Source organism: Paenibacillus sp. Soil766, from assembly GCF_001428105.1.
Classification (GTDB): Bacteria; Bacillota; Bacilli; order Paenibacillales; family NBRC-103111; genus Paenibacillus_E.
This window is the reverse complement of record NZ_LMSJ01000054.1, coordinates 1-12,962: the sequence shown is the minus strand read 5'-3', so window position 1 is coordinate 12,962 and position 12,962 is coordinate 1. Positions and strand designations below refer to the sequence as shown.

The window sequence follows — 12,962 nt, the reverse complement described above, 5'->3', positions numbered from 1 at the left end:
TCATGCAGGATATGAAATGCACAATCCCGCATCGATAGCACACAACTCCAAGCTATCAAAAGCACACGAATGCATGACAATCCTATATACCAGAAGTGAAAGCGGTTTCTATACTAAGGGTATCCGATACGATGCTTGAACGAAGTAGGTCAGCACTGTTCGGATATTCAACCTTACTATAGAAAGGAGGTCGTTCTGTGCTCACATCGAGATCCCAAGCAGGTGCGCACACAGTAACGAGACAGAAAGGGTTGGCCATGGGGAAGTCTTTAGCTAGATGCTGGCAGCTCTACGTGCTGCTCGCGCTACCCCTTCTGTACCTGATCGTGTTTCGGTATGTTCCCATGTACGGCGCACAAATCGCATTCAAAAAGTTCGTCATTACGAAGGGGATATGGGACAGTCAATGGATAGGATTCGATCATTTCGTTCGTTTCCTGAACCATCCCAAATTTTACGAGGTGCTGGAGAATACAATAGGACTCAGCTTTTACCAGCTGGCAGCAACCTTTCCGTTTCCCATTGCACTGGCCTTGGCGCTCAACTATGTAAAAAATGAATTTTTTAAGAAAACGGTGCAGATGGTGACTTACGCACCGCATTTTATCTCAGTGGTTGTTATGGCTGGCATCATCACACAGTTCCTTGCCCCGCGGACAGGAGCATTGAACAAATTGATCGTGCTTCTTGGCTTCGAGCCGATCAATTTTCTGGCAAAGCCGGAATTTTTTAAATCAATTTATGTCTGGTCGGACATCTGGCAGAACATCGGCTTTGCCTGCATCATCTACTTGGCTGCGCTGGCGGGTATCGACCCGCAGCAGCACGAAGCGGCAGTCATGGACGGAGCATCGAAGTACCGGCGGATGTGGCATATCGATTTGCCCGGCATTATGCCTGTTGCCATGATTATTCTCATTCTTAACATGGGTCATATATTGGACTTGGGATTTGAGAAGGCGCTGCTGCTGCAAAATCCGCTGAATCTCCGCTCCTCAGAGATTATCGACACTTACGTGTATAAGATCGGTTTGACCTCGACAATTCCAAGCTTTGATTATGCTGCAGCGATCGGATTGTTCAAGAATGTAATCGCCCTCATCTTGCTGGTGAGCGTGAATAAGCTGGCAAAGAAGCTGACCCAGACGAGTCTCTGGTAGCTCTATTTCGCCAATTTGGAAAGTGGAGGGATTAAACTTGGCACGTCATGTCATTCGAGAATCAGCTGGGGACAGAAGGTTCGATTTTGTCAATCATACACTCTTGGGTGTATTGCTTTTAGTGGTGCTATATCCTTTGGTATTAATTGTAAGCGCTTCCTTCAGTTCGACTGAAGCGGTTATCTCCGGCCAAGTCTGGCTGTGGCCCGTCAAGCCTACTTTAGAAGGATATATTGCAGTATTCAAGAGCAGCCAGATTGGCGTGGGATTTGCCAATTCCATATTTTACACGGTAGTCGGTACACTCGTTAACGTCGTGTTTACGCTGCTAGCAGCCTATCCCATGTCGCGGCGCGACCTGTATGGCAAGAAGGCGCTCATGTTTCTGTTCGTCTTCACGATGATGTTCAGCGGCGGTTTAATCCCGAATTACTTGCTTGTTAAAGATCTCGGGTTACTGAATACGAGGTGGGCGCTCATCATTCCAGGGGCGCTGAGCATCTGGAACATGATTATTACTCGCACCTATTTCCAGCAAACGATCTCGCATGAGTTGCTGGAGGCAGCGCAAATGGACGGTTGCAACGATTTCAACTTTATGTGGAAGGTCGTCCTCCCACTATCGGGTCCAATCATTGCTGTGATTTCTTTATTTTATGCGGTGGGTCACTGGAATCAATTTTTTAATGCTCTCATTTATTTAAAGGATCAGGAGATGTATCCACTCCAAATCGTATTGCGAAATATTTTAATTCAGAATTCGATTCAGGAAGAAATGATCAGCGATGCGGAGAGTGCTGCCGATCTGGCAGGACTACGGGAGCTGCTGAAGTTTTCACTCATTGTCGTAGCGACCGTTCCGATTTTGGTCGTGTATCCTTTCGTGCAGCGTTATTTTGTCAAGGGAATTATGATTGGTTCTATAAAAGGGTAATGCATACAATAAGGGAGGTCTATTGGATGAAAAAGATGGTGCTTATTGCGCTATTATCGACGTTAGCGCTTATGCCAGTATTGTCGGCATGTTCGAAGGAGGATTCCGGTGCAAGCAACAACAAACAAGCGGAGGGAACATCCTCTATTGTGACCCCTGCCGGGCAGCTGCCGATCGTCAAGAACAAAACCAAATTGCGTGTGCTGATGCTCGGAGCGACCAACGTGGAAGACTATAAAACGAACGAATATTCGAAATGGCTCGAAGAGCAGACGAATATTGAGATCGAGTGGGAAGTTGCTCCCCAAAAGGATGGCGAGCAGAAGTTGAACCTTATGCTGGCGAGTGGAGATTACCCGGATATCATTCTGAATTTCGGTGTCTCTCCTTCCAAAATGATGGTGTACGGCTCCCAAGGTGTTTTTCTGCCTCTTAATGATCTCATTGAGAAGTACGGATATGGTGTGAAGGAAATGTACAAAAATGTTCCGGGCTCCAAGGAAGTAATCACCGCACCGGACGGGAAAATCTACGGACTGCCTAGAGTCGATATGAATCCCCATGTTATGGCTCCTCAGCGGATGTGGATCTATACACCTTGGCTGGAGAAGCTTGGGCTGAAGATGCCTACTACAACAGACGAATTCTATGAGGTGCTGAAGGCGTTTAAGACGAAGGACCCGAACGGAAACGGCAAAGCTGATGAAATTCCGTTGGCCAGCTCCACAGACGGTGGCCATGCGGGCATTGACAACTTCCTGATGAACGCTTTTATTTACAATGATAAAGGAAGCGGAAATGACAATTTGTATCTCAAAAATGGAAAAATCGAAACTGCTTTCAATAAGCCGGCCTGGAAAGAGGGGCTGTTGTATTTGAACAAGCTCTACAAGGAAGGGCTGCTGGCGCCGGAGACGTTCACCCAGGATACGACTCAGCTCAAACGCATGGGCGAGAATCCTGGCGTCCCAATTCTTGGTGCAGTACCTAGGGCCGTCATTACGGAGGTTATGGCGTTGAATGGAGATCGTTGGAGCAGCTACAAGGCGGTACCGCCGCTCAAAGGTCCAAGCGGATTGCAGGTAGCTCCGTATAAGCCTTTCCCAATTGTACAAGGCCAATTCATTGTGACTAGTGCGTGCAATCAGCCCGATGTATGCTTCCGCTGGGGAGATATGATGATGACGGAGGAGTTCACGATGCGCGGCATTAACGGTCGACCTGACGTCGAATGGCGTAAAGCGAAGGAAGGTGAGCTGGGGCTTGACGGCAAGCAGGGTACGTGGACCAAGCTAGTGGTACCGTCGGGTGTGCAGAATTTCTTCTGGAACAACCAAGGGCCGATGGTTCAGCCGTCGCCAATGCGCTCCGGCCTAGTGGTGAAGAAGGGCGAGCTGGCGCAGGTGCTGTACGAGGAATCGACCACGAAATACTTTCCATATCAATCGAAGAAGGAAGAGATTGTGCCACCGCTCACTTTCAACGAGCAACAAGCGACGGAAATAGCGGACTTACAGAAGACGATCTACGATTATGTGAATGAAACGATGGCGAGAGCCATCATGGGCGATGTGGACATCAATAAGGAATGGGACAATTATTTGAAGCAGCTTGAGGGCTTGGGCCTGAATCGGTTTATTGAAATACGCCAGGAAGCTTATGACGCGGTGTATAAAAAATAATGAAGATGAGCCCTGCGGGGCTCTTTTCTGCAACACGTAAGCCGAAACTGGATGCAAATCCCTTTATAAGCGAAAGGAGTAGAAGTCATGAGTCAGAATAAGCCGAACGTCATCTTTATTTTAGTAGATGATTTAGGATGGGGGGAGCTGGGCTGCTACGGAAACACCTTTAATGAAACGCCGAATATTGACGCGCTTGCCACGGGCGGCATACGGTTCACGACAGCGTATGCGAGCTCAACCGTGTGCAGTCCGTCCAGAGCCGCGTTAATGACGGGTCAAGCTCCTCCGCGCAACGGAATTACGGACTACTTAAGACCGGATACGGAGTGGCATTTGCCGCTGAATCCGAATTCGTTCGCGGACAACGAGCTGCCGGAGGATACCGAATTCCGGCTCGATCCGAGTATGGTCACACTGGCGGATATGTTCAAGCAGCAATCCTATCATACTGGGATTATTGGGAAATGGCATCTTTCCGGCTACGATCAGAATGGCGTGAAATTCGGTCCTACGAAATACGGGTTTAATGAATCCATCGTTTCCGAGCAGGTCGGAATCGGCAGTGGCAGTTATTTTTGGCCGTACAAGCTGGTTGACCCTGCCATTCAGCCGCTTGACGGCAAAGAAGAGGAGTACTTGGTGGATCGGATGAACGAAGAAGCCGTCCGGTTCATTCGCCGGAATGCGGATCGTCCGTTCTTCTTGTATTTAAGTCATTATGCCGTTCATACCGCTTTGGTCGGGAAACCGGAGGATGTCCGATATTTTGCAGAAAAAGCAGGCTTAACCAGCTCCGATGATCTGGCTTGGATCAAGTACCATAATCCGATCCTGGCCGCCATGCTCAAAAGCGTTGACGACGGAGTAGGCATGATTCGGAAAACACTTGAGGAGCTTGGTTTGGATCAAAATACGCTGATTATTTTTACCAGTGATAACGGAGGTGAGACGAGGGTTACAAGGAACGGTCACCTTCGCGAGGGCAAGTCGACGACCTACGAAGGCGGCTTGCGGATCCCGCTGGCGATGAGCTGGCCGCAAATGGTGGCCAAGGGAACGGAATGCCACGTCCCAACTATTAATATGGATTTTTATCCAACCTTTGCCGAAATAATTAGCTACCAAATTCCGGAGCATCATATCGTGGATGGCGTATCGATTACTCCTCTGATGCACGGGCTGGAGGAAGGTGCCGAAATACCGGCTGATTTGGTTGATCGCTCATTTTACTGGCACTATCCGCTGGACAAACCGCATTTCCTGGGAGGGCGGTCATCGGCAGCTAATCGAACAGGCGATTGGAAGTTTATTTCGTTCTTCGATGATGAGAGCAAGGAGCTGTACAACCTTAGCAATGATGAAGCCGAATCTGTCGATCAGAGCCGGAGCGAGCCGGAGCTTACACATAAGCTGGACGAGAACTTAAAGTCATGGCTTGAGAGCGTAAATGCGGTAAAGCAATCCGGAAACAGTAATTGACAATAGACAATAGACAATAAATCAGAATCAAGCAATTACTACTAGAAATGGATGTGGGTTCGATCATGAATACTCAGTTAAGGCCGCCGGCGGTCCCTCTTGTCACTATAGATCCATATTTCAGCGTTTGGTCCACACGAAATTTGCTGCACGAGGAAAATACGAAACATTGGACGGCCAGACGGCATGACCAAGAAGAAAGGCACGGCATGGTCGGCATGGCTGTCATCGACGGCACCGTCTACAGGTTTATGGGGAAATTGAGTTACGATGAGGACAATTACGATTTCTTCAGTGAGCCTGCCGTCATGAAGCAGGTTTCCCTTGTCGTGAAACCGACGTCCACCCAATACACCTTCGAAGCGGCCGGAATTACATTGACATTGGATTTCACCTCGCCACTGCTTCTGGATCGGCTCGATATTTTATCAAGGCCTGTATCGTACGTTACTTTCGAAGCGGCTGCCAACGACGGGAAAACGCACGATGTGCAAATTTACTTCGATGCTACCGGAGAATGGTGCGTGCACACGGCGGTTCAGGAAATCGAGTGGAGTCGCGTCGAAGTTCGCGATGACATTCAATCGATGCGCATGGGCACGGTAAAGCAGAACGTGCTGGGCCGCAAAGGTGATAGGACGAGAATCGATTGGGGCTATTTTTATTTGGCGGTTCCCGAGTGCGACCGTAACGATACGGTAATCGCACCGGTCAGCTACCGTAAACAATTTGCCCAGACGGGGCGTTTTGAGCGGATGGAAGACGATGAGGATATGCCGCGTCCGGTAGAGGAACGTACTCCTATGATGGCTTGCTGCTTGTCGTTAGGTCAGATAGGCGGGACCGCTGTTTCCCGGTTTGTTGCGTTAGCCTACGACGATGTATTTTCGATCGAGTATTTCCATAAGATGCTCCCGGGCTATTGGCATAAATTCCATGTTTCTATTGAAGAGGCGATCCGTGCGGCCGTCGATGAATATCCGCAAATTATGGAATTGTGCCGCAAGTTCAATGAGCAGCTTATTAAGGATGCCACCGCGGTCGGCGGCAGCAAATATGCGGATGTTCTCAGTCTTGCCTACAGGCAGGCGATTGCCGCACACAAGCTGGTGGAGGACGAGGAAGGGAATATTTTATTCTTCTCGAAGGAATGCGACAGCAACGGCTGTATTGGAACGGTCGATGTCAGCTACCCATCCGTCCCGTTGTTCTTGCTCTACAACCCTGAGCTTGTAAAAGGCATGCTCCGCCCGATATTTAAATATGCCGTCTCCGAAGACTGGCCATATGAATTTGCACCGCATGACGTAGGAAGGTATCCGATCGCGAACGGTCAAATTTATGGTAAAAGTATCGAAAGGCAAATGCCGGTTGAAGAATGCGGAAACATGCTCATTATGACCGCTGCAATATGCTTAGCGGAAGGCGATGGCGATTTCGCCCGACAAAATTGGGCGCTCCTGACCCAATGGGCCGACTACCTGGTCGAATTCGGGCTGGATCCGGGGAACCAGCTGTGTACGGACGACTTTGCCGGTCATCTGGCGCACAATACGAACCTGTCCATCAAAGCGATCGAAGGGATCGGCGGATATTCGCTGCTATGCAACATGCTCGGTCAAGCAGACACTGCTGTACGGTATTTACAAACCGCTAAGACAATGGCAGCCGAGTGGGTGAAGATGGCGGACGATGGTGATCATTACCGATTAACGTTCGATTCGCCGGGCAGCTGGAGCTTGAAATATAACCTGGTTTGGGACACGCTGTTCGATCTTAACTTGTTTCCGAAGGAAGTAGCATCCAAAGAAACTAGATACTACCAAAAGAAACAGAACAGGTACGGTACGCCTCTCGACAGCCGTAAGACGTATACCAAGGTGGACTGGCTCGTATGGGCGGCATCTCTTGCGGAAGAGAAAGACGAATTCGTGCGGCTCATCGAGCCGGTATGGCACTTCCTTAACGAATCACGCAGCCGGGTTCCTCTTACCGACTGGTATTATACGATTGACGGAACTTACCAGGCATTTGTGAATCGGACGGTTGTGGGTGGATTATTCATTCGTCTAATGAAGGATAGCAGCTGGAAAAATCGTAACGGCTAGGCTTTTAAACCTGCCTCCGTCGTATTTATCCCGATTGTTTATAACGGAAAGCGTGAAGGACATTTACTGCTGGGTCAGATTTAACAGCTACAACTACTTTTTGGGAGGCTAACAGCACTATGAGTACCAAACCGAACATTTTATGGATATGCACCGATCAGCAGCGTTTTGACTCGCTCGGATGCTACGGCAATCCGTATGTCAGCACGCCGAACATCGACCGTTTGGCCGAACGGGGGACGCTGTTCGAAAACGCATTTTGCCAATCGTCGGTATGCGCGCCGAGCCGGGGAAGCTTTTTGACCGGCCGCTATCCGAGAACCGTCCGCCTTCGCAAAAACGGACAAAATATTCCTGACGATGAAAGGCTGGTCACCTCAATTTTGCATGACGCCGGATATACGTGCGGGCTTGCCGGAAAATTGCACTTGTCCGCCTGTCATCCTGAGGTTTGCCACGGAACGGAACGGCGAATCGACGACGGGTACGATATGTTTCACTGGTCCCATCATCCTAAGGACGACTGGCCTTCCAACGAATACAGCAACTGGCTGAGGGCCAAAGGGAAAACATTCGAAACGAGGCCGGTGGAAGGCTGCGAATATGTCGTCTACGGCCCGGACGTCGAAGACCATCAAGCGGCGTGGTGCGCCGAGAAGGCGATTCAATTCATGGAAGCTCATACCGGCAAGGAGCAGCCTTGGCTGTTTTCGGCCAACATCTTTGCTCCGCACCATCCGTTCGATCCGCCGGAAAGCCATTTGCGCAAGTATTTAGACAAGCTGGACGATATCGCGCTTCCGAATTACGCCGACGGGGAGCCGGATTCAAAAACGAGTTATCAACGCAAGGACCATCAGGGAGCCTACGGCAATCCGAAGCTGTATCCTTTCGTCAAAATGACAGACTCGGATCACCGGTATTTAACCGCGGCATATTGGGCGATGGTGGATCTGATCGACGAGCAGGTGGGGAAAATGATCGACGCGCTGGAACGGACCGGACAGCTGGATAACACGATCATCGTGTTCATGTCCGACCACGGCGAGCTGCTGGGTGATCACGGGGTCTATTTGAAGGGGCCGCATTTCTACGAGCCTTCCGTGCATGTGCCGCTGATCGTATCGTGGCCGGGGCGGTTCCGGGAAAAGAATCGTGTTCCCGCACTCGTCGAGCTGGTCGATCTGGCGCAGACGTTCCTGGAAGCGGCCGGTGTCGAGTTGTATCCCGGCATGCAGGGTAAGTCACTCATGAAGCTGTTGACCGGCGAGACCGGCGAGCACCGCGAGGACGTATACTGCGAGAATTACGAGACGATTCCCGGGAAGTACAATCTCGGATACAGCGTGATGGTTCGGGACCGCGACAGCAAAATCATCCTCTACAATACGCGGGATGACGGAGAGCTGTACGATCTGGCGAATGATCCGAACGAGTCCGTCAATTTATGGCATGCGGCCGAGCATGCGGCGTTGAAGCTTCGGATGATGGAACGGCTTTGCCACCGGATGGCGGAAACCGTCGATCCTCTCCCGGAAAAGGTTGCACCGTGGTAATTCGGCCCCACCAACTAATCAGTCCTAGCAAAAGAGAGAAACCAGGCATGCCCGTAAGCACGGATCATTACAAAAATCCGCTTCCCATTCAAAAAATCGGCGATCCTTATATTTTGAAAGCTTCCGACGGCAAATTGCTGTTATCCGACATCAGCGATCGAGCAGGGCTTTTTAATTCATCTTTTATATGTTCAAGATAGATTTCAAAAACAAGCATCAGCCGATCAATCGCAATCGAGGCAAAGTATATTTTGGCCGGCATTAAAGGAAAGGTGACCATACCCCAGTTGGGCTATCATTCGGTCGTTTTTTTTTCATTCGCGCCCCATTGTCAAAAGTGAATTCGACCGTCGAAATCAGTTCAATTTCGGCTTGTTTAACCGCTTAAAGAAAGCGCTTTCGGCAACTTTCACAGCCAGTTACCGTGTATCTGAAAAAGGGCTACAACAACGTCATCGAATTCACGAAGGTTAAACATGCCCTCGAGATCGATTAAATCGAGATGTCGGGCAGTAACACATTCTTGATCAAGTCGGGAGCCGAATATAAGCTCGTCAACCCAAGCGGGGGAAAGGCGCTTGATATGAACGGCGCAGGTATAGCCGATGGGACATGGACACGGATGTGGGATGATACCGACGGAGGGGTCCCCGGCGGGACCGCGCAATTTTGGTTCATGTACCGATTGGACTGAAGTTATAAGCGCATCCAGAATCCACTGCCAATATTTGCATCAGCATGCGTACAAGCAGCGTCCAAATCAAATTTTGAAATCGCGGTTATGCTGGACTCATCTCCGTAGAGCCAAAGCGTCATCGCTGCAATTGGAGGAAGAAGGTCAGCAGGAGCGGCTGAATGAATTTTCGGAAGATCTGTTGCGTAATGAGCTGGAGACGCTGCTGCTGTCTTACCATGCAAATGCGCTCCGTGCTTCGGAACCAGCTCTTACTGATGGGGATAAGGACGACCGAATAGTCCAGGACGTCCTGCAAGATATTCACAGTAATTATTTCAATTCCCTCGATTGGAAAGAGGAGGGTTTCGTATATGAGAAGAGCAAAAACACCAAGGCGTGGGGCTATAAGCAGTTCTGGGCTCCCGAGGTAGTTGAGTTCGAAGGCAAATACTACATGTACTACACGGCCCGTTGGCTAGAAAAGGACAGCCTGCGCATTGGTGTTGCCGTAAACGACAGTCCGGTTGGACCGTTCGTGGACGCATTCGATCAGCCTATGTTCGATTTCGGATATGCGGCCATTGATGCTCATGTGATGCTTGAAGAGGACGGACGAGTTTTCCTGTATTACTCCCATGACTGCTCGGAGAATGTGGTCGACGGACGAAAAGAAAGCCACATCTATGGCATGGAGCTGAATTCAGATCTTCTGACAGTGAAATCGGAGGGTCAATTACTGCTCAAACCGGATCAGCAATGGGAACTCAAATCCGGAAACGAATTTCGCTGGAATGAAGGACCCTTCGTTGTGAAGTGCAATGGTCTCTACTATTTAATGTACTCGGCAAACTGTTTTGCCCACCGAGACTATTCCGTCGGTTATGTGATTTCGAAGCAGCCGCTTGGCACGTTTGAGAAATATGAGCATAATCCTATTTTATTTTCGGATAGACCAGATATTTCCGGCCTAGGTCACCATAGTGTAACCAAATCTCCAGACGGTACGGAGTTGTTTATTATTTACCAAACACACACCGATCCTCAGGAGGGCGGCGGTAATCGTCAAGTGTGCCTGGATCGTATGAGCTTTCTTGAAGACGGCTCGATCGAGGTACATGGACCGACAAATACCGAACAGCCAGCACCCTCGCGATCCAGTGGCTACAAAGGAGGATCATGATGGACAGCCGGCCCAATTTACTTCTCATCCAGACGGACCAGCAAACGGAGGAAACACTCAGTCTATACGGAAACTCCGTCTTAAAGACGCCGATGCTGGAGAGCTTAGCCGAACGCGGTGTTGTTTTTGAATTTGCATTCTGCAATTATCCTGCTTGTTCCCCGTCAAGATCATCGATGTTTACGGGAAGGTATGCATCTACCATTGGAGTCCAAGCTAATCATATGATGATTAATCCTGCGGAGGTAACGCTGCCTGAAGTGCTTAAGAAGCACGGTTATCAGACGGCTATCATCGGGAAGAATCATGCTTTTATGGAAAACACAAAGACATACTATCCGGGTGAAATTGTGGACCGCGAAAAGGCAAGTGTATTGAGACAAGTATTTGATTACGTCCGACTGGCTGATCATGGACATTTGGTTGACGGCTATAGGGATGATCCCGAAAGCAAGGCAGCGCATGAGTGGTCCCATACTTGCTGGGTGAGCCCTATGGGGCACGGCACGAATCCTGCCCGTCCGGAAAAATGCGGTACCTACCTGCTTGGGGATACCATGATTGACTACTTGGAGAATCAGCGTGATCCGGAAAAGCCATTCTTCACCTGGCTGTCATTCCCGGACCCGCATACGCCGTATCAAGCTCCGGAGCCCTATGCGAGTATGATTAATCCTGCTGAGGTACCGCTTCCACCCAAGGACAACCTTGAAGGGAAGCCGGAACGGCAGAAGGTGGCTTATCTGATGGATGCGATGGATACAGCGGATGATGAATTGATTCGTAAGGTTCGAGGGATTCATACGGCATGATTCGCTTCATCGATGATACACTCGCCCGTGTGTTCGCGAAGATGGACGAGCTGGGCTTAACGGACAATACCGTCATCGTTTTTACGTCTGACCATGGCGATGTTGATTCAGAAGCATAATATGTTTTACGACTCCTTTACCCATGTGCCGTTCATTGTTGCAGCACCGGGCTATCAGGGGCCACGGCGAACGAAGCAACTGGTCGAGCTTGTGGATATTATGCCGACCTTCCTGGATATGGCTGGTATCCCGATTCCGCCAGGTACTCAGGGCAAGAGCTTGGCGCCGTACCTGAAAGGTCAGGACTACACACCACGTGAATATGTCGTCATCGAGAGCGGCGAGGAAGGAGAGCCACTGCGTGTCTCCGATATTACAGTTCGTCCGGAACATCCGTTTGATGACCGCTATTTCGTCTGGTGTGCCTACCGTGAAGCATGGATGGGAAAGGGTAAGAGCATTCGCACGCTGGAATGGAAGCTGAACATCTACGCCAACGGTGATTGCGAGCTCTATGACCTGGTGAACGATCGTGAAGAACTGAACAATTGCTTCGATGCCCCAACATTCACAAGCATTAGGTCTGAGTTCGAGCGTAAGCTGCTGTATTGGACTATGGAGAAGGAGGACCGCCTTCCTCTGAATGTAACAGTGAAGTTGAATTATTCAGAAGTTAAAGCGAAGCATGCATGAGCAACGTTCAGGCTACTTCACTCATATGGTAGCCTTGTGAAAAATGGCGTGATTCCACATAGTTTCTGGACTGAGGTTTTGTTATTTAGAGAAGGAAGCAATATTAGTAAAGAAAATACAGCTAACTCCGTTATCATAGATTAGATTAATTCAACATTTAATTTGAAGATTTGAAGTCTTCAATAAAAAGATGCGTTTGCCCTATTGGTGAACTATAGCTTAGTAGACATCAAGAGAAGGCTGCCGATAGAATTTTGAACGGCAGCCTTCTCAAATAGGCAGGATATTTCAATTTGAGTGTCTAATTTAGGTCATGAACATTATCAATACTGTACGTGCTCGGAAACATTCAATATAATGCATGATTGTAAAATATTAATTTGAATAACTCCGTTGTTTGCAATTTTTCTAATATTTCTGTGAACGGTGGGGGATTCAGTAAGCTTCGAATCTTTACGAGAACGAGGCATACGACGGCATTCGCTCCAAACTGGAGCGCAAACTGCTCAGGTGGTGGATGTCCAAGGAAGTTACCCTGCATATAGACAGTCAAGCAGGAGTATTCCCTTATTAACTAATGTTTAGGAGGAAATGGCGATGAACTTGAATTTCTTACAAAAGGATTGGTTGATCGATCGAATCGAATGGGCGATGCTGCCAGGCGAACGTCCGCGTGGTG

General features: G+C 49.2%; 12 protein-coding genes. 11 read left to right on the top strand and 1 reads right to left on the bottom strand.

Going from position 1 to position 12,962, the window contains the following annotated elements:
- Positions 1–257 precede the first annotated feature (257 nt).
- The 6 genes from ASG89_RS29615 (at position 258) to ASG89_RS29590 (ending at position 8,922) form a co-directional block, all read left to right on the top strand.
- Positions 258–1,160, top strand: coding sequence for an ABC transporter permease (locus tag ASG89_RS29615; protein WP_082593718.1), 903 nt, complete (start codon positions 258–260; stop codon positions 1,158–1,160).
- 37 nt (positions 1,161–1,197) lie between these two features.
- Positions 1,198–2,094 carry a carbohydrate ABC transporter permease gene (locus ASG89_RS29610; protein ID WP_057314949.1) on the top strand — a complete coding sequence of 299 codons (897 nt, stop codon included), beginning with the start codon at positions 1,198–1,200 and terminating at the stop codon, positions 2,092–2,094.
- A gap of 26 nt (positions 2,095–2,120) precedes the next feature.
- Positions 2,121–3,776 (top strand): ABC transporter substrate-binding protein, encoded by a 1,656-nt coding sequence (locus tag ASG89_RS29605; RefSeq protein WP_057314948.1) that lies wholly within the window; start codon positions 2,121–2,123, stop codon positions 3,774–3,776.
- A gap of 87 nt (positions 3,777–3,863) precedes the next feature.
- Positions 3,864–5,258: a sulfatase gene (locus tag ASG89_RS29600; RefSeq protein ID WP_057314947.1), complete on the top strand. Its 1,395-nt coding sequence runs from the start codon at positions 3,864–3,866 to the stop codon at positions 5,256–5,258.
- A gap of 65 nt (positions 5,259–5,323) precedes the next feature.
- Complete coding sequence (locus tag ASG89_RS29595) at positions 5,324–7,366, top strand: glutaminase family protein (protein ID WP_057314946.1); 2,043 nt, start codon at positions 5,324–5,326, stop codon at positions 7,364–7,366.
- A gap of 119 nt (positions 7,367–7,485) precedes the next feature.
- Complete coding sequence (locus tag ASG89_RS29590; protein ID WP_057314945.1) at positions 7,486–8,922, top strand: sulfatase; 1,437 nt, start codon at positions 7,486–7,488, stop codon at positions 8,920–8,922.
- A 106-nt stretch (positions 8,923–9,028) separates the two neighbouring features.
- On the opposite strand, the gene ASG89_RS37980 is transcribed toward ASG89_RS29590, so the two are convergent.
- A complete protein-coding gene (locus ASG89_RS37980) occupies positions 9,029–9,202 on the bottom strand; it encodes a hypothetical protein (RefSeq protein ID WP_235549975.1) in 174 nt (57 codons plus the stop codon).
- 222 nt (positions 9,203–9,424) lie between these two features.
- On the opposite strand from ASG89_RS37980, the gene ASG89_RS37045 reads away from it, so the two are divergent.
- From ASG89_RS37045 to ASG89_RS29570, 5 genes are read left to right on the top strand one after another with little or no spacing between them, the layout of a single operon-like run.
- A complete protein-coding gene (locus ASG89_RS37045) occupies positions 9,425–9,616 on the top strand; it encodes an RICIN domain-containing protein (RefSeq protein WP_057314944.1) in 192 nt (63 codons plus the stop codon).
- A 34-nt stretch (positions 9,617–9,650) separates the two neighbouring features.
- Complete coding sequence (locus ASG89_RS29580) at positions 9,651–10,778, top strand: glycoside hydrolase family 43 protein (RefSeq protein ID WP_057314943.1); 1,128 nt, start codon at positions 9,651–9,653, stop codon at positions 10,776–10,778.
- Complete coding sequence (locus tag ASG89_RS29575; protein ID WP_082593698.1) at positions 10,775–11,590, top strand: sulfatase-like hydrolase/transferase; 816 nt, start codon at positions 10,775–10,777, stop codon at positions 11,588–11,590. The genes ASG89_RS29580 and ASG89_RS29575 overlap by 4 nt, the downstream gene beginning before the upstream one ends.
- Positions 11,587–11,709 (top strand): sulfatase-like hydrolase/transferase, encoded by a 123-nt coding sequence (locus ASG89_RS35910; protein WP_082593697.1) that lies wholly within the window; start codon positions 11,587–11,589, stop codon positions 11,707–11,709. Before ASG89_RS29575 ends, ASG89_RS35910 begins: the two co-directional genes overlap by 4 nt.
- On the top strand, positions 11,684–12,283 hold the full coding sequence (locus ASG89_RS29570) for a sulfatase/phosphatase domain-containing protein (RefSeq protein WP_157276861.1): 600 nt from the start codon (positions 11,684–11,686) through the stop codon (positions 12,281–12,283). The genes ASG89_RS35910 and ASG89_RS29570 overlap by 26 nt, the downstream gene beginning before the upstream one ends.
- The last annotated feature ends 679 nt before the right edge of the window (positions 12,284–12,962 follow it).

Coding starts and splice junctions, on each gene's coding strand:
- ASG89_RS29615 (WP_082593718.1), top strand. CDS start 258: ATGGGGAAGTCTTTAGCTAGATGCTGGCAGCTCTACGTGCTGCTCGCG.
- ASG89_RS29575 (WP_082593698.1), top strand. CDS start 10,775: ATGATGGACAGCCGGCCCAATTTACTTCTCATCCAGACGGACCAGCAA.
- ASG89_RS29600 (WP_057314947.1), top strand. CDS start 3,864: ATGAGTCAGAATAAGCCGAACGTCATCTTTATTTTAGTAGATGATTTA.
- ASG89_RS29570 (WP_157276861.1), top strand. CDS start 11,684: ATGGCGATGTTGATTCAGAAGCATAATATGTTTTACGACTCCTTTACC.
- ASG89_RS29595 (WP_057314946.1), top strand. CDS start 5,324: ATGAATACTCAGTTAAGGCCGCCGGCGGTCCCTCTTGTCACTATAGAT.
- ASG89_RS29590 (WP_057314945.1), top strand. CDS start 7,486: ATGAGTACCAAACCGAACATTTTATGGATATGCACCGATCAGCAGCGT.
- ASG89_RS35910 (WP_082593697.1), top strand. CDS start 11,587: ATGATTCGCTTCATCGATGATACACTCGCCCGTGTGTTCGCGAAGATG.
- ASG89_RS37980 (WP_235549975.1), bottom strand. CDS start 9,202: ATGGTCACCTTTCCTTTAATGCCGGCCAAAATATACTTTGCCTCGATT.
- ASG89_RS29605 (WP_057314948.1), top strand. CDS start 2,121: ATGAAAAAGATGGTGCTTATTGCGCTATTATCGACGTTAGCGCTTATG.
- ASG89_RS37045 (WP_057314944.1), top strand. CDS start 9,425: ATGTCGGGCAGTAACACATTCTTGATCAAGTCGGGAGCCGAATATAAG.